This is a genomic window from Sphingomonas sp. BL-S-29 (assembly GCF_055521495.1).
Genome location: NZ_CM145482.1, coordinates 4,324,640 through 4,343,821, shown reverse-complemented (window position 1 = coordinate 4,343,821; position 19,182 = coordinate 4,324,640). Strand labels below are relative to the sequence as shown.

General features: G+C 64.3%; 22 protein-coding genes. 8 read left to right on the top strand and 14 right to left on the bottom strand.

Annotation, left to right across the window (positions count from 1 at the left end; all coding sequences use genetic code 11):
- Positions 1 to 35: 35 nt before the first annotated feature.
- From dxs to ACZ1I2_RS20625, 4 genes are all read left to right on the top strand, one after another.
- Positions 36 to 1,961: a 1-deoxy-D-xylulose-5-phosphate synthase gene (gene dxs, locus ACZ1I2_RS20640; protein ID WP_465176006.1), complete on the top strand. Its 1,926-nt coding sequence runs from the start codon at positions 36 to 38 to the stop codon at positions 1,959 to 1,961.
- 102 nt (positions 1,962 to 2,063) lie between these two features.
- Positions 2,064 to 2,315, top strand: a complete 252-nt coding sequence (locus tag ACZ1I2_RS20635; RefSeq protein WP_465172307.1) for a hypothetical protein — start codon at positions 2,064 to 2,066, stop codon at positions 2,313 to 2,315.
- 130 nt (positions 2,316 to 2,445) lie between these two features.
- A complete protein-coding gene (locus tag ACZ1I2_RS20630; RefSeq protein WP_465172308.1) occupies positions 2,446 to 2,853 on the top strand; it encodes a CHRD domain-containing protein in 408 nt (135 codons plus the stop codon).
- A gap of 444 nt (positions 2,854 to 3,297) precedes the next feature.
- Complete coding sequence (locus tag ACZ1I2_RS20625) at positions 3,298 to 3,864, top strand: opacity protein (protein WP_465172309.1); 567 nt, start codon at positions 3,298 to 3,300, stop codon at positions 3,862 to 3,864.
- Between the two features lie 58 nt (positions 3,865 to 3,922).
- On the opposite strand, the gene ACZ1I2_RS20620 is transcribed toward ACZ1I2_RS20625, so the two are convergent.
- Positions 3,923 to 4,609: a DUF4893 domain-containing protein gene (locus ACZ1I2_RS20620; RefSeq protein ID WP_465176007.1), complete on the bottom strand. Its 687-nt coding sequence runs from the start codon at positions 4,607 to 4,609 to the stop codon at positions 3,923 to 3,925.
- A gap of 180 nt (positions 4,610 to 4,789) precedes the next feature.
- The gene (locus tag ACZ1I2_RS20615; RefSeq protein WP_465172311.1) at positions 4,790 to 5,506 is read right to left on the bottom strand and encodes a class I SAM-dependent methyltransferase; all 717 of its coding nucleotides are present in this window, start codon (positions 5,504 to 5,506) and stop codon (positions 4,790 to 4,792) included.
- A gap of 199 nt (positions 5,507 to 5,705) precedes the next feature.
- On the opposite strand from ACZ1I2_RS20615, the gene ACZ1I2_RS20610 reads away from it, so the two are divergent.
- Positions 5,706 to 6,035, top strand: a complete 330-nt coding sequence (locus tag ACZ1I2_RS20610) for a hypothetical protein (RefSeq protein ID WP_465172312.1) — start codon at positions 5,706 to 5,708, stop codon at positions 6,033 to 6,035.
- Positions 6,036 to 6,051: 16 nt separating this feature from the next.
- Here ACZ1I2_RS20610 and ACZ1I2_RS20605 read toward each other — a convergent pair whose 3' ends face one another.
- The 3 genes from ACZ1I2_RS20605 to ACZ1I2_RS20595 all read right to left on the bottom strand — a co-directional run bounded on the left by ACZ1I2_RS20605 (position 6,052) and on the right by ACZ1I2_RS20595 (position 10,242).
- Positions 6,052 to 7,986 (bottom strand): hypothetical protein, encoded by a 1,935-nt coding sequence (locus tag ACZ1I2_RS20605; RefSeq protein WP_465176009.1) that lies wholly within the window; start codon positions 7,984 to 7,986, stop codon positions 6,052 to 6,054.
- A complete protein-coding gene (locus tag ACZ1I2_RS20600; RefSeq protein WP_465176011.1) occupies positions 7,983 to 9,149 on the bottom strand; it encodes a glycosyltransferase in 1,167 nt (388 codons plus the stop codon). Before ACZ1I2_RS20600 ends, ACZ1I2_RS20605 begins: the two co-directional genes overlap by 4 nt.
- Before the next feature lie 586 nt (positions 9,150 to 9,735).
- Positions 9,736 to 10,242 (bottom strand): hypothetical protein, encoded by a 507-nt coding sequence (locus ACZ1I2_RS20595; RefSeq protein ID WP_465176012.1) that lies wholly within the window; start codon positions 10,240 to 10,242, stop codon positions 9,736 to 9,738.
- A gap of 284 nt (positions 10,243 to 10,526) precedes the next feature.
- Here ACZ1I2_RS20595 and ACZ1I2_RS20590 point away from each other — a divergent pair, with 284 nt between their 5' ends.
- Both ACZ1I2_RS20590 and ACZ1I2_RS20585 read left to right on the top strand, forming a co-directional pair.
- Complete coding sequence (locus tag ACZ1I2_RS20590; protein ID WP_465176013.1) at positions 10,527 to 11,405, top strand: alpha/beta hydrolase family protein; 879 nt, start codon at positions 10,527 to 10,529, stop codon at positions 11,403 to 11,405.
- Positions 11,406 to 11,529: 124 nt separating this feature from the next.
- Positions 11,530 to 11,931 carry a hypothetical protein gene (locus ACZ1I2_RS20585; protein WP_465181517.1) on the top strand — a complete coding sequence of 134 codons (402 nt, stop codon included), beginning with the start codon at positions 11,530 to 11,532 and terminating at the stop codon, positions 11,929 to 11,931.
- 35 nt (positions 11,932 to 11,966) lie between these two features.
- On the opposite strand, the gene ACZ1I2_RS20580 is transcribed toward ACZ1I2_RS20585, so the two are convergent.
- The 7 genes from ACZ1I2_RS20580 to ACZ1I2_RS20550 form a co-directional block, all read right to left on the bottom strand.
- On the bottom strand, positions 11,967 to 12,437 hold the full coding sequence (locus ACZ1I2_RS20580; RefSeq protein WP_465181516.1) for a hypothetical protein: 471 nt from the start codon (positions 12,435 to 12,437) through the stop codon (positions 11,967 to 11,969).
- Positions 12,438 to 12,564: 127 nt separating this feature from the next.
- On the bottom strand, positions 12,565 to 13,836 hold the full coding sequence (locus ACZ1I2_RS20575; RefSeq protein ID WP_465176016.1) for a RelA/SpoT domain-containing protein: 1,272 nt from the start codon (positions 13,834 to 13,836) through the stop codon (positions 12,565 to 12,567).
- A gap of 5 nt (positions 13,837 to 13,841) precedes the next feature.
- On the bottom strand, positions 13,842 to 14,906 hold the full coding sequence (locus ACZ1I2_RS20570) for a ribonucleotide-diphosphate reductase subunit beta (protein WP_465176017.1): 1,065 nt from the start codon (positions 14,904 to 14,906) through the stop codon (positions 13,842 to 13,844).
- A 26-nt stretch (positions 14,907 to 14,932) separates the two neighbouring features.
- Complete coding sequence (locus tag ACZ1I2_RS20565) at positions 14,933 to 15,178, bottom strand: hypothetical protein (protein ID WP_465172321.1); 246 nt, start codon at positions 15,176 to 15,178, stop codon at positions 14,933 to 14,935.
- On the bottom strand, positions 15,175 to 15,669 hold the full coding sequence (locus ACZ1I2_RS20560) for a hypothetical protein (RefSeq protein WP_465172322.1): 495 nt from the start codon (positions 15,667 to 15,669) through the stop codon (positions 15,175 to 15,177). The genes ACZ1I2_RS20565 and ACZ1I2_RS20560 overlap by 4 nt, the downstream gene beginning before the upstream one ends.
- Positions 15,666 to 15,860 carry a hypothetical protein gene (locus ACZ1I2_RS20555; RefSeq protein ID WP_465172323.1) on the bottom strand — a complete coding sequence of 65 codons (195 nt, stop codon included), beginning with the start codon at positions 15,858 to 15,860 and terminating at the stop codon, positions 15,666 to 15,668. The genes ACZ1I2_RS20560 and ACZ1I2_RS20555 overlap by 4 nt, the downstream gene beginning before the upstream one ends.
- Positions 15,857 to 16,159 (bottom strand): hypothetical protein, encoded by a 303-nt coding sequence (locus ACZ1I2_RS20550; protein ID WP_465172324.1) that lies wholly within the window; start codon positions 16,157 to 16,159, stop codon positions 15,857 to 15,859. Before ACZ1I2_RS20550 ends, ACZ1I2_RS20555 begins: the two co-directional genes overlap by 4 nt.
- 164 nt (positions 16,160 to 16,323) lie before the next feature.
- Here ACZ1I2_RS20550 and ACZ1I2_RS20545 point away from each other — a divergent pair, with 164 nt between their 5' ends.
- The gene (locus ACZ1I2_RS20545; protein WP_465176018.1) at positions 16,324 to 16,566 is read left to right on the top strand and encodes a DUF2171 domain-containing protein; all 243 of its coding nucleotides are present in this window, start codon (positions 16,324 to 16,326) and stop codon (positions 16,564 to 16,566) included.
- A 95-nt stretch (positions 16,567 to 16,661) separates the two neighbouring features.
- Here the strand turns inward: ACZ1I2_RS20545 and ACZ1I2_RS20540 are convergent, their stop codons facing one another.
- Positions 16,662 to 17,069 (bottom strand): SPFH domain-containing protein, encoded by a 408-nt coding sequence (locus tag ACZ1I2_RS20540; protein ID WP_465172326.1) that lies wholly within the window; start codon positions 17,067 to 17,069, stop codon positions 16,662 to 16,664.
- Between the two features lie 77 nt (positions 17,070 to 17,146).
- Positions 17,147 to 19,093 carry a ribonucleoside-diphosphate reductase subunit alpha gene (locus tag ACZ1I2_RS20535; protein ID WP_465176019.1) on the bottom strand — a complete coding sequence of 649 codons (1,947 nt, stop codon included), beginning with the start codon at positions 19,091 to 19,093 and terminating at the stop codon, positions 17,147 to 17,149.
- Positions 19,094 to 19,182: the final 89 nt, after the last annotated feature.

Genomic DNA, 19,182 nt, shown 5'->3' with positions numbered 1-19,182 from the left:
TCGACACACTTCTTCGCGTCCGCTAAGCAGGCGCGATGTCTGACGTTCCTTCGACCCCGTTGCTCGACACGGTTCATACGCCCGCGGATCTCAGGGCGCTTTCCCCGACCCGGCTTCGGCAGCTGGCCGACGAGTTGCGGGCGGAGACGATTGCGGCGGTGGGGGTGACGGGGGGTCATCTCGGCTCGGGGCTGGGTGTGGTCGAGCTGACGACGGCGATCCATTATGTGTTCGACACGCCGCGCGACCGGCTGATCTGGGACGTGGGTCACCAATGCTATCCGCACAAGATCCTGACCGGGCGCAGGGACCGGATCCGCACGCTGCGCATGGGCGGGGGGCTGTCGGGTTTCACCAAGCGCAGCGAGAGCGAATATGACCCGTTCGGTGCGGCGCATTCGTCGACCTCGATCTCGTCGGCTTTGGGTTTTGCGATCGCCAACAAGATCAAGGATCAGCCGGGCAAGGCGATCGCGGTGATCGGCGACGGGGCGATGTCGGCGGGCATGGCCTATGAGGCGATGAACAATGCGGAGGCCGCCGGCAACCGGCTGATCGTGATCCTCAACGACAATGACATGTCGATCGCGCCGCCGGTGGGGGGCTTGTCGGCCTATCTGTCGCGCATCGTGTCGAGCCGGGAGTTCCTGTCCTTGCGCGAGCTGGCGCGGCGCCTGGCGCGCAAGCTGCCGCGGCCGCTGCATTCGGCGGCGAAGAAGACCGATTCGTTCGCGCGCGGCATGGCGATGGGCGGGACCTTGTTCGAGGAGCTGGGCTTTTATTATGTCGGCCCGGTCGACGGGCATAACCTCGACCAGCTGATCCCGGTGCTGGAGAATGTGCGCGATGCTGAGGAAGGCCCGATCCTGGTCCATGTCGTGACCAAGAAGGGCAAGGGCTATGCGCCGGCCGAGGCGGCGGCCGACAAATATCACGGCGTGCAGAAGTTCGACGTGATCACCGGTGCCCAGGCCAAGGCGCCGCCGGGGCCGCCGGCCTACCAGAATGTGTTCGGCGCAGCGCTGGTGGCCGAAGCCGCGACTGACCCGCGCATCTGCGCGATCACCGCGGCGATGCCCTCTGGCACCGGGCTCGATGCCTTTGCCCAGGCCTATCCCGATCGCTTCTTCGATGTGGGCATCGCCGAGCAGCATGCGGTGACCTTTGCCGCCGGGCTTGCCGCGCAGGGCATGCGGCCATTCTGTGCGATCTACTCGACCTTCCTGCAGCGCGCGTACGACCAGGTCGTGCACGACGTGGCGATCCAGAACCTGCCGGTCCGGTTCGCGATCGACCGGGCCGGGCTGGTCGGTGCCGACGGGGCGACGCATGCCGGCAGCTTCGACGTGACCTATCTCGCGACACTGCCCAATTTCGTGGTGATGGCGGCGGCCGACGAGGCCGAACTGGTGCACATGACGCATACCTGCGTCGAACATGACAGCGGGCCGATCGCGGTGCGCTATCCGCGCGGCAACGGCACGGGGGTCGATCTGCCCGAGACGCCCGAGCTGCTCGAGATCGGCAAGGGCCGCATCGTGCGCACGGGGCACAAGGTGGCGATCCTGTCGCTCGGCACGCGCCTTGGCGAGGCACTGAAGGCAGCCGATGCGCTCGATGCGCGGGGGCTCTCCACCACGGTCGCCGACCTGCGCTTCGTCAAGCCGCTCGACGAGGCGCTGATCCGCAAGCTGCTGACCACGCATGAGGTGGCGGTGACGATCGAGGAAGGGTCGATCGGCGGGCTCGGGGCGCATGTGCTGACGCTTGCCAGCGACACCGGGCTGGTCGATGCGGGCCTCAAGATCCGCACCATGCGCCTGCCCGATGTCTTCCAGGACCAGGACAAGCCCGAAAAGCAATATGCCGAGGCCGGCCTCGATGCCGATGCCATCGTCGATACCGTGCTCAAGGCACTCCGCCATAACTCGGGCGGTGTCGTCGAGGGTGCGCGGGCATAGTCGGCGATATATCCGACTAAAGACCTCAAGCTGGTGGTATTTCAACCGCGCGACGGCGCCTGTTTTAGCGATCGGGTTACCATTCGCTCCTAGGGGCGAGGGATGGCACGCGATTATCAATGGCACCGCGCGGAAGTCCGCAAGCGGCGGGCGAAGGACTGGAACAGCCGCCCCGACCCTGAGGTGCGCCCGCCCGGACCCTGGTTGCGCATCGGGCTGATCGTCGCGATCGGCGCCCTGTCAGGCCTCGCGATCTCGCTGGGGATCAGCGAGACAGACCGGTCGCGATACGACCGGTTGATGAGCGGCGTCGGCCTCGCCGCGCCGGAAGACCCGGGTGCGCCGCGCGGATGAGACGAGCCGATGCGTGCCCGCGCCTTCCCACATTGACCGGCGATTGCCCCGGGCTCACAACCACGCGGCCATGGCGGCGGCCGGATGCGTATCGCGCCGGCCGGGCGCCTGGACGATCTAGGAGAACGCGATGCGACTGATCCTGCTCACTCTCGCCGCGGCGATGACGACCACGCCCGCACTCGCCGCCGATCCCGTCCCGCTCACGGCGACACTCGCCGGCAGCGCCGACAGCGATGCCGACGGGACTGGCAGCGCCAAGGTGACGGTCGACACGACCAAAAACGAGGTCTGCTACAAGCTCACCGTATCCGGCATCGAGCCGGCGACGATGGCGCACATCCACAAGGGTGCGGCCGGCGTGTCCGGACCAGTGGTGGTGCCGTTCGACGCGCCGACCAGCGGCAGCTCCGAGGGCTGCAAGCCCGTGACGGCCGAAGTCTCGGCCGCGATCGCAGCAAACCCGGGTGACTATTATGTCAACGTCCACAACGCGACCTTCCCCAAGGGTGCGATCCGCGGGCAGCTGAGCAAGTAAGCCAAGCCGAACTGGACAGGGCCCCGGAAGTTTTTCCGGGGCCGGTCACCGCTCGAGTGGAGCTGGTGAAAAAAGCACCCATAAACGGGGCTCTCGATGCGCGGCGGAACCGCGCACCCATTTTCAGGCACGTACATAGGCACCGGCGCGATAGGCGGCCGGGCCCATAGATGGTGCAGCGCATCGCAAATCAAAATCGGATTTGGCGCGCCCAAATCTTTGTCCAGCACCGCCCTCCAAATGCCTGAAAAAGGACGATTTCCGCCATGTTTCATTCATCGGGGCGACAGAAACCGTTGCCCGAAAGCCGCAGTTCCGACCCGTGCCCGGCTTATTTGCCCCGCAGTGCAACGTAGCCGGAACTGAGGGGTTGGGACGGACCTCGGCGATGTCGGCATGCGTAAGGCGTCCGGCCCCTGGGGAGTAACAACAAAGGTGTACACCATGCGTAAGCTTTTCATCGTGACCGCCGCAGCGGCCGCATTCGTCGCCGTCCCCGCCATCGCGCAGGACAATGGACAGGCCGACACAGCATCCGACGGCAGCCGGCCTTCGCGAATCGAGCCCTATGTCGGCGTGACGGGCGGCTGGGAGCAGTTCGATAACGAGCGCAACGCGGGCATCCCGCAATCGGTGAACCGTCACGATCGGCTGAACGGCGCGCTCGTCCAGGGCGTCGCCGGCGTCAATGTGACCGTGGCGGGGCCGCTGTTCGTCGGTGCCGAGGGCAATGTCGCGAAGGGGGTCTCGGGCGATATCGACTGGGAATATGGCGCGGCCGGCCGGGTCGGCGTGCGCGCGGGCCAGAACGGCCTGTTTTACGGCAAGGTCGGCTATCAGTGGGTTAATTTCGACAAGTTCGGCGACAATAGCCGCGACTATCACGCGATGACCTATGGCGCCGGCGTCGAGGTCGGCACCAAGAGCGGTATCCGGGTGCGCGGCGAGGTCAACACCTTTGGCGCGGCGCACAGCGTTCGGCCGATGGCCGGACTGGTGAAGGCTTTCTGAGCCACTTGCGATCGTGAGGCAGGGGCGGGTGCGGCGAGGGCCGTGCCCGCCCTTTGCGTTATTTCCCTTCCGCGAGCTGGAACTCGGTCGGAACCGGGATGATCTCATACACCGTGAGCAACGCCGATTTGTCGACTGGCGCGAGGGTCAGCCGCCAGCGGAACGGAGCGATGCGTTCCACCACGCCCAGCGCGCTCTGGCCGGGGACGGCGCCGTAGATCGGCGCCCTTGCCTGACCCACGCCATAGGCGCCGAGGAACACGAACCGGGTGTCGTCATCGGGATAGAGCCAGCCCGAGGGCCGTTCGGTGCCGGTCTGCTTGGTGAAGGACTGGCCGTCATCCTCCCCGCCCACATAGCAGAAGGTCGGGGGAAAGGTGCGATAGGCGGGCACGCGCCGACCGTCGCCGCCAAGTTTCACCACGCGGCAGCGATAGGATCCGGGCGGCAGTGCCGGATGGCCCAGCGCCCGGGTGGGATCGAGCAGCGCGCCCTCCCGCGCCAGCGCGGTCGCGAAGCGCGGTCTCGCGGCGGCGAGCGCGGTCGACCAGAAGGCCCGGAAGGTATCGAGCCGTTCCGCATCCTCGGCGACGATCAGGCGCTCCCATTGCTTGTCGGAGGGCGCGGGCAGCTCGACGATCACGCTTGGCTTGCGGGCATGCGCGGCGGTGCGCGCCTGCATGGCGGCGCACCCGCCAAGAGTCGCGGCGAGCAGGAGCAGGACAAGGCGAGCATCGCGGTGCATGTTTCTCCCCCCGATGGACGAGCGTCACCCTACATGATCCGAGCCGGTTCAAGGAGGGTGCATTGCAGCAACGGGCGCAAAAACGGGTCGCGACAGCGTATTGTTCGTACGGTGGATTGTCGGTGCGGGCATTCGGCTCGCCCGTGAAGGCCGTGTAGCAGCGCCTCTGAGGTCGTCTGCTCAGCCGCCCGGCTTCTCCCATTCCATGATCAGGAACCAGGGGACCCGCCGATAACGGGCGATCGACTCGCGGTCGCCGCCATAAGGCGCAGGTTCCGCGAAGTGCCGCAGCAGCAGACCCTGTCCGAGCAGCAGCGCCATGTAGCTTTCCAGCGGCCGGTGCCAGTTGCGGATGCGGATGCCGCGCCACGCGACCCAGTCGGCGCGTTCCTCGAGATAATGGTCGATCGAAAAGCGCGGATGGCCCTTCCAGTCGCGTGTCCATCCCTCCGCCTGTCCGGCCGTGTTGAAGCTGGTGAGGTTCGCGATCAGCAGCGATCCGCCGGGCCGGAGCACCCGCGCCATTTCCGCGATGGCGGCGGCGATATCGGGGATGTCGATCAGCGAGAGATAGCTGACCACCAGATCAAACGAGGCGTCGGCGAAATCGAGGCTTTCCGCGCGACCGATCCGATAATCGCCGTTGGGGTCCCTGTATCGCGCCTGGCTGATCAGCGACTCGGTGGGATCGACGCCGACCGTCGATATGCCCTTTGCCCCCAGCATGCGGCAGAAACGCCCCTCGCCGCAGCCGACGTCCAGTGCGTTGGCAAAACGGCCCCCTTCGACCCTCGCCAGCATCGGCCGGTCAAGCACGCAGGCGCGGCCGAAATCGCCGATATCGCCCATGTCGGCGATCCAGGCCTCCGCCGAGTCAGTCCAGCCGTCCGTCACCATGCCCCCTTCGCCACCCGATTGATCGGAGTGTGGCTCTCCTAAAGCATCACGCGTCACGCGCCCACAGGCCGCCGAACAATCAACGGTGACGGCGATCCAGCGCTATCGTGGCGAGTCCGTCGGACTTTCGTCGCAAGTCATGCCGCGCTGCGGCAGATCCGGATTACCCTCGTTTCCGATCTTGCGATGGAGGCACCGCATGAAGTCGTTCCAATTCTCCCTGGCCCCGGACCAGCTGTGGCAGGCGATCAACCCGATGAGTTTCTACCAGCCCGGCGCGCAGTTCGGGTTCATCAACATCGATCTCGGCGCGACGCCGAGGCCCGATATCGAGCAGGACATATTGGACGAGGTCGGCAGCTATGGCCGCCAGCTCGGCCGGATCGGCGATGCGCTGGAAGTGCTGATCCGGCGAGTCGACCCGGCGGGGCTGAGCGCCGAGGAACAGGACGCGCTGGATATCGTGCAGGGGCAGCTGGCCGAGATCCGCAGGATCAAGCGACGCGAGCGCGTGCAGGATCCGGCATAGCGCCCCCGGGCGGGCATCATGCCTCCGCGAGGATGGTCCGCCGCGCGAGCAGTCCGGCGTCGAATTCGAAGATCAGCTCGACCACCGGCGCGGCGGCCGGGTTCCCGGTGAAGGGCGCGCCGGTGCAGAACAGATTGGGCATGCCATCGTCGCACCACAGGTCGACGGGCAGGTGCGGCTGCGGGCGGCCATCATGCACGACCCGGTCCTTGCCCACGCCGCCGCGCAGGGCGGCCAGGGTAAAATCCCGCTTGCCCGCGATGGTCAGGTCGATGTCGATCTGGAAATGGGCGGGCGATTCCATGGTGCTGGCGCGATAGGCGGCCAGTTCGGCGAGCGTGAGCACGGCCCCCGGCGTTCCGGTCATCGGCTTGATGACGTTCGCATACAGCCGCACCAGCCTGCCCGAACGGCCCTCCAGCACCGGCCCCTGGGCGATGGTCTTCGCGGTGAGGAGATAGCGGAACCAGGCGCCGAACTCCTTCCCCGCCCGCGCCGCCTCGGCGGCGAGGCGGATCGGCTCGGCGCCGGTGCAGTTGCGCAAGACGGGGGCGTTGCGGCGCTTGATCTGTACCTGGCCCGACGACCAGGCCGGCACGCGCGCCGAGCGGATCGTGGTCGCGATCACGATGGCGTCGGGGCGATCCTGCACCGAGAGGACCAGACCGGCGCCGAGATCGCTCGCCAGGTGTGACCCATGCTGAGTCGAATCGCCTGGCCGGCCGCGGCAGAAGGACAGGGGCTGGCCGCGCAGGATGTTCCAGTTTGCCACGCCGCCACCCCGGGCAGTGCCCGCATCGGTGTTCTTCAGGACGGTGAACACGCCGTTCGCATAAGTGACATTGGTGCCGTCGACGAAATTATAGCGGCTGCCGGTCGGTATCGAGGGATAGCAATATTGCGCCTGGGCGATGCGGCAATGGTCGAAGACCGCCTCGTCGCAAAAACCGTATCCGCCGGAAAAGCCAAGCCGGCCGATGTCGCAATTGGTCACGCTCAGCGCCTTGCCGCCGATGCCGAGCAGCGCGATGCTGCAATCCTCCAGGCTGACCCGGTCGACGCTCGCGCTTTGCACCGCGATGCCGGCCGGCATGCGGCCGCCGCGCCGGACCGATCTCTTCACCAGCTTGTCCGGCTCGCTGTGCACGCGCTCAATGCAGCGTTCGGCCAGGAAATCCTCGCAGATGCTCTCGGCGAAACCGGGCGTGTCGCAATCGCGGAAGGTGAGCTTGCGTCCCATCGCCAGGATATATTCGCCATGCCCTTCGCGCAGGTTGCGGCAGGTGAGCCCGATGAAACTGTGATCGATATCCCAGGAGAAGCCCCTGTGATCGAGCTTGTAGAGGCGTGATCCGTTCCAGCTGTTCAGCGACAGATAGGAAGCGAAATCCGGCCGGTAGTGATGGGTGAGCGGCCGATCGAAGGTCACGGCGCCGGTGACCGGATCGACTGTCCTGAGCCGCACGAAATCGAAGCGGTAGAGATTGGGCGGATAACCCCAATATTGGATGTCTTCGCCGGCGATCATCACCATCTCGCCCGGCGCATAGTGCCGCAGGTCCGCGGGTGTCGTCACCATGACCCTGGCATCACCCTTCTTCGCGGCACGGATCAGCGGGTTGGCGGCGTTCCGATAGAGTATCGTGTCGCAGCCGACCGGCCAGGGAAAGCCGTTGGGCGCCGTCTGCACGAAGGTCGCGCCATGCGCCGAGAAGACCAGGGTCGAGATGCCCTTGAAACAGTCCAGCGCGACGGTCTGATCGAAATGATAGAGGCCGGGCCGCACCGTGACATGCACTGCACGCCCCGCCGCGGATTCGGCGCGTGCCCACCGGCCGAACGCGTTGAGTGCGGCGGAGGTGGCGGCGCTGCTCGATTCAGGCCCGTTCGCCACGGCACCGAATGTGTCGAGGCTGATCGGGCGAGGGGCGCCCTGGCGGGTGATGGTCATGCGTCCCTTTCCGGCATGGTGCCCGCGACGGCGCTACGAACCGCGCCATGGCTGTCGTCTGAACGCGCGGCGGTCGCGACGGGCAGCATGATTTCCGCCAGGCGGCGCGTCGCGGCCGGAAAGGAATGCGCGGCATCGTACAGTGCGCGCGCCGCCGGATCGAATACCGGCAGATCGGCCTTCGCTGCGTCCGCGATCGCCGCCAGGAAGCCGGGAGCGTCCTCGGCCAGCCATCCGGATGATTGCACCGCGCGGTCATAACCCGAAAAGGCCTCGCTCGTGCCGATGATGTGTTTCCCGAACATCAGCGCCTCGGCAATCTTGGTCTTCATGCCCGAACCGTCGAAGATCGGCGCGACCACGCAGTGCGCGCCGAGATACCAGGGCGCGAGATCGTCGACGCCGCCGACGATCCTGAGGTTGGGCGATTCGCCCAGCCTGTCGCGCAGGGCCTCCATGCCATGCCCGATCACCATTGTCGGCAGCGGCGAGCGGGGTGCGACCTCGCGCGCGAACCATTCGATCCCGCGCCGGTTGGCGTAGAAGGCGCCCCCGACGAATAGCAGATAGCGCGCCCGGTCCGGCGCCATGGCCGGGCGCGGCGCGGGGAGCGCGTCGTCGAGCGCGATCGGCGCGATATGGTCGGCGCCGCGCCCGTACAGCCGGCGCAGGCCCTCGCTGTCGCGCGCGGACAGGCAGATGATCGCATCGCTGTGGCGCACCGCCGCGCGCTCCGCGGCCCAGGTGGCGGCAAGCAGGGCGAGCGAGAGCGCGGTCCGCTTGGCCCGGGCGGCGCCCAGGAAGAAGCGTGCCTCGACATTGTAGAAGAAGGTCACCACCCGGACCTGCGGATGGGCGCGCTTGATCGGCGCGACGACATGGCCCAGCGTCGAGCCGTCCACAAACACCTGACCTGCGGATATGTCGCCGACCCGGGCGACAATGCGGGCGATCGCATCGGGGCCGAGTCCGCCAAGACGCCCGTGCAGGGCATCGGCCAGGCTCGGGGCGGGTTTCCTGGTCAGCCGGTGCACCGCCAGCGCATCGCCGAACACCGCCGCCAGCGCGCGCGCATTGAGCCGCGACAGGAGTTCGCGCCCGCCGGGCGGCGCATCCGGGTCCATCAGCGTGACGAGGAGGAGCGGGGCGGGATCGGCGGGCATGCCTGCCGGGTCTACGCTGGACGAGCGCCTTGGGGAAACGCGGTCATGAGGCAGTGAGAGCCTCGCTGAGTCAATTCAGATGAACCGGCAAGCTTCTCACCGTGCGTCGAATGTCATCATTCCGTGACGCGTTCCGCTCATGGTCACATCCAAAATCAGCGTCATAGATCAAATCCGAAGCCGGCCCGATCCATCGTATACTCGTGCCCCCGGCGTCGGTGACGTAAGGAACCCCCTTGGGGCACGGCGTCTCCAATAGTGCCCGCGCACTTGAATCGTTCAGTGGCACTGCCTTGGCGCGAAACGGTTCGATACGCGCGAGAAGGTCGACGAACTGGGATTCGGTAAGAGAATATGTCTCGGCGCGCCCGTTCGGCCAGGGTGGAAAAGATTGAGTCCGGCTCGACCCTTGCCGGTTCGCGGTCGCGACCGCCGGCATGCCTCCTCTAATTCTTATTTCGACGCGATCGATCTGCGGCTGCGATCTCGGAGCACAGCCACCAATCACGGTCATTATCAACAGGCCGAGTGCATATCTCATCTTTGTGGTATGCCTGACGCGAGCGATGAGAGCCACTCGACATGGTCATGTTTGAGCTTTCACGCGCGGACAGGCAGATGATCGTATCGCTGTGCGCACCGCCGCGCGCTCCGCGGCCCAGGTGGCGGCGAGCAGGGCGAGGGAGAGTGCGGTCCGCTTGGCCCGGGCCGCGCCCAGGAAGAAGCGCGCCTCGACATTGTAGAAGAAGGTCACCACCCGGACATGCGGATAGGCGCGCTTGATCGGCGCGACGACATGGCCCAGCGTCGAGCCGTCCACGAACACCTGACCTGCGGAAATGTCGCCGACCCGGGCGACGATGCGGGCGATCTCATCGGGGTCGAGCCCGCCCAGGCGCCCATGCACGGCGTCGGCCAGGCTGGGGGCGGGCTTCCTGGTCAGCTGGTGCACCGCCAGCGCATCGCCGAACACCGCCGCCAGCGCGCGCGCGTTGAGCCGCGACAGGAGCTCGCGTCCACCCGGCGGCGCATCCGGGTCCATCAGCGTGACGAGGAGGAGCGGCGCGGGCTCTCGGGCGGGATCGGCGGGCATGCCTGCCGGGTCTACGCTGGACGATCGCCTTGGGGAAACTCTGCCATGGCCTCCAGTCCGATTCGGATGGCGTTCCGCTACCAACGATGAGAAACAGGCGGGGGAACCGCCGGAACAGCCTGTTATCGGTCGGGGTGGCATGGTTGAATCAAGGGCGACTGCTGAAAATGTCATGAAGGTCACTGACATTTTCGGATTTGTCTGTCGGCCATCACTTATACATATATTTCAATAAGATATACGAATCTTTGGACGGTCGATCATGTCAGCGAGGGGAAGAATCGATGAAAGCCTGGACCATCGCACTGGCCGCGCTGGCCGCGGCCCCGACGGCGCATACCGTGGCGGCGCAGGAAGTGCCGGCGGCGATCTTCACGGATCCGGCGCGCGATGCGGCGCACCCCGCGCGGATGGAGGTGCTGCATATCCCGAGCGGCGGCGTCGCGATCAACGGGCTGGCCTATGTCGCGGCGGGGGCGGGGCCGCATCCGGTCGTGCTGCTGTGCCACGGCCTGCCCGGCAACGAGAAGAATCTCGATCTCGCCCAGGCGATCCGGCGCGCCGGGTGGACGGTGATCACCTTCAACTATCGCGGTTCCTGGGGCAGCCCCGGCAGCTATCGCTTCGCCAATGATCTCGAGGATGCCGATGCAGTGCTGGCCTGGCTGCGCACGCCGGCGAACGCCGCGAGCCTGGGCATCGACCCGAAGCGCATCGCGATGGTCGGGCACAGCCTCGGCGGATGGGTGACGGCGCTGACCGCGGCGCATGATCCGGCGCTGCTCGGCGCGGCGCTGATCTCGCCCGGCAATATCGGTTTTCTCGGCCATATGCCGCGCGATGCCGCGACTGTTGCCTTCACCGCCAACGGGCTGGAGGCGCTGGCCGATACGAGCGGCGCGATCATGGCGGACGAAGCGATCGCCCATGCCGACGCGTTCGACTTCGTGAAGGCCGGCCCGCGCCTCGCCGGCACCAGGCTGTTCGTGCTGACCTCCGACGACGGCCTCGCGCCGGAGGCCGACCGGCTGGCCGCCGAGGTGAAGGCGGCCGGGGGCACGAAGCTGACGACGCTGCATGTCGCGACCGACCATAGCTGGTCCGACCGGCGCATCCGGCTGGAGAGCGAGATCATCCGGTGGCTGGCGGGGTTGGGGAAGTGAGGTGGGTGGCAGGCGCGCTGTTGATCGGGTTGCTGGTTTCGCCTGCACCCTTGGCCTCCAAACAGGCGCTCGATCGATCGGAGCCCGAATCGAGCAGAGCCTGGCCCTACGGGCGCGATATGGCGTGGTGGCCCCGGAAGCTCGGGAAATCATCCGGGTCGATAGCGTCGGGGTCCATCATATCATGACCGAGTGGAGCACCATCGCGTGGCGCGATGCGGCGGGAATCTGGCGGATCAGCGCCGTTGGTGAAGATGGTCCCGGTGGGTTGTTACCGATCGACAAGCGCCTCCTGCCGGAAACGATCAAGATATTGTCCGCGCGTGACGGGCGCTCGCTCGACAGGCTTTTGCTGTCGGGTGCCTTGTACCGTGAGACGGTGCGCTGGACCGGAGAGATCGGGATCGGCGCTCCCTCTCACGTCATGGAGATCGTCACACCCACCGGCAGAACGGTGGTGCGCTGGAATGGACGGCTGAGGGGACGGACGGGCCATGTCGCCGATATCGTGCTGGGTCACGATTGAGCGCGCCGAGGGGCGTGTCGCCCCGGTCTGATTGTTCAGTCTATTGCCGGGCGGCTCAGCAGGGCGCCTGCGATGAACCAGCCGATCCAGACCAGCCAATAGGCGAGCAGATACCAATAGCGTGGCGACAGGGGGACCGACCACAGGTGAAGGGCCGCCCAAAGGACCCCCGCGCCGGCAAGGATCTGGTAGAGCGGATAACGGTCCGCAGCGGGCCGCACCCTGGCCAGTCTCCAGCGATACCGACGCTCCGGCACGGGTGGGGCGAATATCGTGAAGGCGAAGCGGGCGAACTCGACGGTCAACGCCAGCATCAGCGCGACGAGCAGGAATTCCAGCAGCGGCAGGAGATCGTTGAAACAGTCGTCGAACTGGCCGGTGAAGGTCCGCCCAGCGCAGCGATAGTCGCGCCGTGCCCACATGCCGGCACCGAAGGCGATCGGATAGGCGAGCCACATGGCGAGCCCCAGAACTGCTGCAAGGTGGCGTTTGTTTTCATCCTTCACGGCCGCGAGGGTAGGTGGACGCGACGAGCGGATCAAGCGGACGCAAGTGGCGGGAGGTGAGGACTGGAGCGAGTCCAATCTATTAGGTACGTTAATTAGTAAACTGGCACCGTAATTCCGCCTTGATCTATATATATTGCTCTATTTCGCTGCGTTTCTTAATATTGAGTGTTAATCCGCCTAAAGGGCGAACAATCATATAATTTAAGCCGATAAGTTTTTCAACTGCGTCATCAAAATCGAGTAAATCTCGGCAAAAATGATTTTTTAACGTCTCCGGAGACGTGCTTTTGGTGCCCCAGTACCCTTTTCGATACATGGAGGATAGGATCTTGCGTTCATCTAACCCAAGATCCATCCGGCTAGAGATTCCGGTTAAGGAATCGTCCAAGCTCTCCAAAACAGAATCTGGCGGAGAAATTCCAAAGTAGTGACTATGCGTCTCTTGTACGGTCTCGATATCAGAAGATCCGATTAATACCACCTCATATCCGTCTTGAGTGGTAAATTGCTTTTCGTATTCAGAATACTTCTTGACCGCTAACTCTGGATCTCTGTCAACTGTATCCCAAGAAACGAAGGTGGCAGAATTCCAGTTAAAGACAAGTATCCAATTATTTACCGAGCCTGGATTGGCGGACTGTTTCGCAGTTAGTGTTTTAATAACACTTTCATCAACAAAGCTGTTGAGTCTCTTACCACCTGTTGTCTGGCTGATTATTTTTTCGGCACTAACTCTGGATTGTTCAAGTAAGATTTTCTCATCAGAGCTAGGTTGCCGGTGCTTCTCAACTTCGTAAAAAATATCCGACAATCGACGAAAATATTCGAGAACTATGGGAGATCCCTGTTCTTCTTTAAGGTGCTCGCCATATATAACGGAAGTCTTTTCTATATTCTCTGCCCAGTAATGCTGAATCCTGCTTCTTATCTGAAGTTCAAGGTGAACGCTGCCGTCGGTAATAACTTTATGGAGGGCCCGATATCCCGTTCTGTCTCGCCCTTTTTCGCGGTAATCAGTAGTCCTTTGAACTTTGAATTGTCCAGAGAGCAAGAAGTGCTCATCTAAAAATTGACTTAAATCGTCTACGGAATTATCATCTTGTACAATTATTCGGAGTCCGCCAATGTCCTGAAGTTGAGTTAACCGCACGCTTAAGCGTCGAAGTTTTCTGGAAATTTGAGGTCTTCGCTTCAGGCGCTGTGCAATATAATATGTCTGCCCATGGTCGGTCAGCCAATTTTGTATAGTCGAAGTTAACAGGGTGAGTGGACGAAGGTGGAGGGTCCGATATTCATCGAATACGTCCTCCAGCTCCAAGAATTCATATGTGAGCTCCTCGGGCGGAGTGGCCAGCGCCTTCCCTGCTTTATCAATCCGAGAGCGGGAAAGTGCCAACTAATTCACTCCGCCGCCACGCCAGCCTGCGAGAACATATCCCCGCCGCCCGCCGCATCCCCGGCATCCTCATTCGCAGCCTTGCCGCTCTTGGCCTTTTGCCGCTTGTCGAACCCGTCCCACACCTCGTTCCAGTTCCCGCGCGTCGCGGCTTTCGAATATTCCGTCGCGCGCTGTTCGAAGAAGTTGGCGTGCTCCACGCCGTTGAGCAGCGGGGCGAGCCAGGGCAGGGGGTGCTCGTCGATCATGTAGATCGGCTTCAGGCCGAGCTGGCCCAGCCGCCAGTCGGCGATGTAGCGGATATACTTCTTGATCTCCTTGGGCGTCATGCCGTTGACCGGGCCCATCTCGAACGCGAGGTCGATGAAATTGTCCTCCAGCCGCACGGTCGTCTGGCACATGTCCATGATGTCCTGCCTGACCGACTTGGTCAGGCAATCGCGCTCCTTGCAGAAGGCGTGGAACAGCTTGATGATGCCCTCGCAGTGCAGGCTCTCGTCGCGGACGCTCCACGACACGATCTGGCCCATGCCCTTCATCTTGTTGAAGCGCGGGAAGTTCATCAGCATCGCGAAGCTGGCGAAGAGCTGAAGCCCCTCGGTGAAGCCGCCGAACATCGCCAGCGTCTTGGCGATATCCTCGTCGGTGTCGACGCCGAAGCCCTGCAGATAGTCGTGCTTGTCCTTCATCTCGCTATATTCGAGGAAGGCGCCATACTCGCTCTCGGGCATGCCGATGGTGTCGAGCAGGTGGCTGTACGCCGCGATGTGCACCGTCTCCATGTTGGAGAAGGCGGCGAGCATCATCTTGATCTCGGTCGGCTTGAAGATGCGGCCATATTTCTCGTGGTAGCAATCCTGCACCTCGACGTCCGCCTGAGTGAAGAAGCGGAAGATCTGGGTGAGCAGGTTGCGCTCATGGTCGCTGAGCTTCTGCGCCCAGTCGCGGCAATCCTCGCCGAGCGGCACTTCCTCCGGCATCCAGTGGATCTGCTGCTGACGCTTCCAGAAATCGAACGCCCAGGGGTATTCGAACGGCTTGTACTGCTTGCGGGCTTCGAGGAGGGACATGGGCGGATCCTTACAATTACGCGGTTCTAGCGGAAGAAATTGAGGTAGAGGAGGCCGGCACCAGCGATGGTGAGGACGATCCCCAGGCGGAAATAATCGGGCGGGCGCTTCAGCGTCCTCGGGTCGAGCGCGCCATTGGCCAGGCCCGCCTCGTTCCTGCGATCGAGACGGTCGCGCAGCTTCGCGCCGAAGACCAGATAATAGACCCCGCAGCCCAGCATCGCCAGATCGAGCGCGCCCGCGACCCACTCGCTGGTGGACCAGTGGCTCATGATGCGCCTCCCAATTTGGAGAGGTCCTCGATGAGGAAGAAGGAAAAGAAGGCGATCATTGCGACGCCCAGGAGCCTGGAACCGCGTGTCGCGGTTCCGGAAAAACTGGAGGTGCCGGTTGCCCATTGGACCCCGATCAGAATGAAGATCGAGGTGCCCACATGCTCGGTCCAGCCGGGACGTTCGGTTTCCGGTACCGTCCAGGTGAGGAATTGCACGCCCACGATGACCGCAAGGATGAGGCCCAGTGCATAGTCCAGTGCGCTGAGCTTGCGCGGTGTGTGATTATGTTGAGCAAGCGCGGTTTCGATGGAGCGCAACTCTTCGAAATAGCCGTCGTTGCCGCGTGACAGCCGGCGTTGATGGCGGCGTTCCAGCCAATGGCGGTGCAGCGCGCCCAGCGGTTCGGCCAGCTTGCCGATGATCACCATCAGCGCGATGAAGCCGACTCCCAACGCCATGGCGATGGCAAGAAAGACCGGCGTGCTCACGACCCCGCCCCCCATGAGTCGAGCGCCCAGGCGAAACGCCCCAGCAGCAGCGCCAGCGCGATCAGCATGGTGCCGGCGATGCGGCGGCCATAGATCGCGCCCTCGCTCCGCGCCGGCCGCGTGAACACGACCAGCCCGCCGATCCCGGCGGTCGCCGCGACCGCGGCCATGATCAGCGGCGCGCGGTTCATCCGCGGTCCCGCCGCACATAGACCGTCTTCGATCCGCGGTGCGATCCGACGCCGAGGAAGACGATGCCGACGAAATAGCCGAAATCATACCAGCCGCCATTGTTCGGCACGGCATAGACCGCGACGTCGGGCATGAAGAGCGACAGGATCCAGGCGACCGGGAAGATGAAGCCGTGCCACACGCCGAGCAGGAAGCCGGGCGCGGCGGGCTGCACCGCGGAGCCGATCTGGTGCGCGCAGGCCGACAGGCTCGCGGCAAGCGCGAGGGCGGCGAGAAGGCGCAAGGGGGCGCGGCTCATGCGGCCGTCCTCCGGCAAGAGCCATCAATGGACGGGCCGGGGCCCGTGGCGGGAATCAGGCTGGAAGGGGCGATGGTCACCAACATGGGTCGGGCCTCCGGGCTTGCATCGAATCGGCATTGCGTGCGTTGTGAGCCCGCATCCGTAACCAAGGAGAAATGCACATGGCCGACGCAAGCGCAATCAAGGAACATATGGAAGTCATCGGCGCCGACGGCGTCCATGTCGGGACCGTCGACCATGTCCAGGACGGCCGCATCAAGCTGACCAAGGCCGACAGCGGCGAAGGCGCCCATGAAGGGCACCATCACTTCATCCCGCTCGGCCTGGTCGCCGATGTGGAGGGCGATCAGGTGCGCCTCTCGGCCAATGCCGACGTCGCCGTGACGTTCGAGGAAGAGGCCTGAATCAGGCCGGGAGGCGGTCGCCACTGCGATCGCCTCCGTCATTCCCGGCACCGGGTGGCGTTTAACGGCCAGAGCAAGGGCGACCGGCGCGTACATCAGCGCTCCGGCGGCGCTTCGGTCTGAAGGCGACGCGCTTCGGTGACTGGCAGGCCGGCTTCGGTCGGCACATAGATCAGCGAGGCGCGCGTCGATTCCAGCGCCTGAATCTGCAGATAGCGCAGATAACCCTCGGGCCCGCCAAGGCTGTTCTGCAATATGGCATTGGCCTGCGCGGCGCCGCGCGCGCGGATCACTTCGGCCTCGGCCAGCGCGATCGCGCTTTCCTTCTTGGCGCGCGCCTCCAGGATCGCGACCTGACGCGACGATTGCGCCTCCGCCAGCGCGGCCTCGCCCGCGAGGCGCTGCGAATAGACGCGATATTGCGGATAGCCGAACATGAAGACCATCAGCAGCAGGACACCGCCGAGGATCCCCACCGCAATACAGCCCGATTTCTGATCCATGCCGCTATCCTCGATGCTGGGCCGTCACCGACCGGCTATCGGCGCCGTGGCGGTCCGACAGCCGATGATCGGCGGGCTCATTGGCAGGCCAGACACTCGTCATAATCCTTGGACTCGACCTGGATCTCGCGCAGGTCGATCGTGTTGTCGGCCTCCACGCCCCCGGCGAAGCCCGCCCGCTGGATGCTCTTCGAGCGGAGATAATAGAGCGACTTGATGCCGAGCTCCCAGGCGCGGAAGTGGAGCATCAGCAGGTCCCATTTCTCGACGTCCGCCGGGATGAACAAGTTCAGCGAGGCCGACTGGTCGATATAGGGCGTGCGGTCCGCGGCGAGCTCGATCAGCCAGCGCTGGTCGATCTCGAAGCTGGTCTTGTAGCAGTCCTTTTCTTCCTGGGTGAGGAAGTCGAGATGCTGCACCGAACCGCCCTGTTCGAGGATCGAGTTCCACACCGCATCCGAATTCTTCGACTTCTCGATCAGCAGCTTTTCCAGATACGGGTTGCGGATCGACCAGGAGCCGCTGAGCGTCTTGTGGGTATAGACGTTCGCCGGGATCGGCTCGATGCACGCGCTGGTACCGCCGCAGATGATGCTGATCGACGCGGTCGGCGCGATCGCCATCTTGCAGCTGAACCGCTCCATCACGCCCATGTCGGCCGCGTCGGGGCAGGGGCCGCGCTCGATCGCGAGCTGCATCGAGGCTTCGTCGACCTGCGCCTTGATGTGCTTGAACATCTTCAGGTTCCAGCTCTTGGCCATCGCGCCTTCGAAGGCGAGGCCACGGGCCTGGAGGAAGCTGTGGAAGCCCATCACGCCGAGGCCGACCGAGCGCTCGCGCATCGCCGAATAGGCGGCATGCTCCATGCCGGGCTCGGCGCGGTCGATAAAGTCCTGCAGGACATTGTCGAGGAAGCGCATCACGTCCTCGATAAAGCCCTTCTCGCCCTTCCACTGGTCCCAGGTCTCGAAGTTGAGCGACGAGAGGCAGCAGACCGCGGTGCGATCGTTACCGAGATGGTCCTTGCCGGTCGGCAGCGTGATTTCCGAGCACAGGTTCGAGGTCGAGACCTTGAGGCCGAGATCGCGGTGATGCTTGGGCATCGCCTTGTTCACGTGATCGGCGAAGATGATGTACGGCTCGCCGGTCGCGAGACGGGTCTCGACCAGCTTCTGGAACAAGGCGCGCGCATCGACCGTGCCGCGGACCGATCCGTCCTTCGGGCTGGTCAGGTTCCATTCCGCGCCCTCGCGCACCGCTTCCATGAAGGCGTCGGGGATCAGCACGCCGTGGTGCAGGTTCAGCGCCTTGCGGTTGAAGTCGCCCGAGGGTTTGCGGATCTCGAGGAATTCCTCGATCTCGGGGTGCGAGATGTCGAGATAGCAGGCGGCCGAACCGCGGCGCAGGCTGCCCTGGCTGATCGCGAGAGTCAGCGAATCCATCACGCGCACGAACGGGATGATGCCGCTGGTCTTGCCGTTCAGGCCGACCGGCTCGCCGATGCCCCGGACATTGCCCCAATAGGTGCCGATGCCGCCACCGCGCGAGGCGAGCCAGACATTCTCGTTCCAGGTGTCGACGATGCCGTTCAGGCTGTCCGGCACTGAATTGAGGAAGCAGGAGATGGGCAGGCCGCGTCCGGTGCCGCCATTCGACAGAACCGGCGTGGCGGGCATGAACCACAGCTTGGAGATATAGTCGTAGAGGCGCTGCGCATGTGCCCCGTCATCGGCATAGGCCGAGGCGACGCGCACGAACAGGTCCTGGTAGCGCTCGCCCGGGAGCAGATAGCGGTCGTTCAGCGTGTCCTTGCCGAAATCGGTGAGCAACGCGTCGCGCGAATGATCGACCTCGACCGGATAGAGCTGCGGCTTCACTTCCTTCGAATCGCCGCGGGCGTCGAGCTTGCGCGCCGCGCCGCCATGTTTGCTGGACGTGTCCGTGGCGGGCGCGGCGCTCGTGGCGGCTTCGATCGCATCGGTGGCCATGGTTACGCTTGCCTCCTGGGTATCTCTGAAATCCATCGCTCTGCCCCTGCTTTCCATCAAACATACACGACTGGTTTGCCTTGGCCTTTGCCGCTGGCGTTCCCGGTCCGTTCGAATCGGGGGCG

Coding starts and splice junctions, on each gene's coding strand:
- ACZ1I2_RS20610 (WP_465172312.1), top strand. CDS start 5,706: ATGAAGTCGTTCCAATTCTCCCTGGCCCCGGACCAGCTGTGGCAGGCG.
- ACZ1I2_RS20535 (WP_465176019.1), bottom strand. CDS start 19,093: ATGGATTTCAGAGATACCCAGGAGGCAAGCGTAACCATGGCCACCGAT.
- ACZ1I2_RS20615 (WP_465172311.1), bottom strand. CDS start 5,506: ATGGTGACGGACGGCTGGACTGACTCGGCGGAGGCCTGGATCGCCGAC.
- ACZ1I2_RS20625 (WP_465172309.1), top strand. CDS start 3,298: ATGCGTAAGCTTTTCATCGTGACCGCCGCAGCGGCCGCATTCGTCGCC.
- ACZ1I2_RS20620 (WP_465176007.1), bottom strand. CDS start 4,609: ATGCACCGCGATGCTCGCCTTGTCCTGCTCCTGCTCGCCGCGACTCTT.
- ACZ1I2_RS20600 (WP_465176011.1), bottom strand. CDS start 9,149: ATGCCCGCCGATCCCGCCCCGCTCCTCCTCGTCACGCTGATGGACCCG.
- ACZ1I2_RS20595 (WP_465176012.1), bottom strand. CDS start 10,242: ATGCCCGCCGATCCCGCCCGAGAGCCCGCGCCGCTCCTCCTCGTCACG.
- ACZ1I2_RS20630 (WP_465172308.1), top strand. CDS start 2,446: ATGCGACTGATCCTGCTCACTCTCGCCGCGGCGATGACGACCACGCCC.
- ACZ1I2_RS20540 (WP_465172326.1), bottom strand. CDS start 17,069: ATGGATCAGAAATCGGGCTGTATTGCGGTGGGGATCCTCGGCGGTGTC.
- ACZ1I2_RS20545 (WP_465176018.1), top strand. CDS start 16,324: ATGGCCGACGCAAGCGCAATCAAGGAACATATGGAAGTCATCGGCGCC.
- ACZ1I2_RS20555 (WP_465172323.1), bottom strand. CDS start 15,860: ATGAACCGCGCGCCGCTGATCATGGCCGCGGTCGCGGCGACCGCCGGG.
- ACZ1I2_RS20635 (WP_465172307.1), top strand. CDS start 2,064: ATGGCACGCGATTATCAATGGCACCGCGCGGAAGTCCGCAAGCGGCGG.
- ACZ1I2_RS20570 (WP_465176017.1), bottom strand. CDS start 14,906: ATGTCCCTCCTCGAAGCCCGCAAGCAGTACAAGCCGTTCGAATACCCC.
- dxs (WP_465176006.1), top strand. CDS start 36: ATGTCTGACGTTCCTTCGACCCCGTTGCTCGACACGGTTCATACGCCC.
- ACZ1I2_RS20590 (WP_465176013.1), top strand. CDS start 10,527: ATGAAAGCCTGGACCATCGCACTGGCCGCGCTGGCCGCGGCCCCGACG.
- ACZ1I2_RS20550 (WP_465172324.1), bottom strand. CDS start 16,159: ATGAGCCGCGCCCCCTTGCGCCTTCTCGCCGCCCTCGCGCTTGCCGCG.
- ACZ1I2_RS20565 (WP_465172321.1), bottom strand. CDS start 15,178: ATGAGCCACTGGTCCACCAGCGAGTGGGTCGCGGGCGCGCTCGATCTG.
- ACZ1I2_RS20605 (WP_465176009.1), bottom strand. CDS start 7,986: ATGACCATCACCCGCCAGGGCGCCCCTCGCCCGATCAGCCTCGACACA.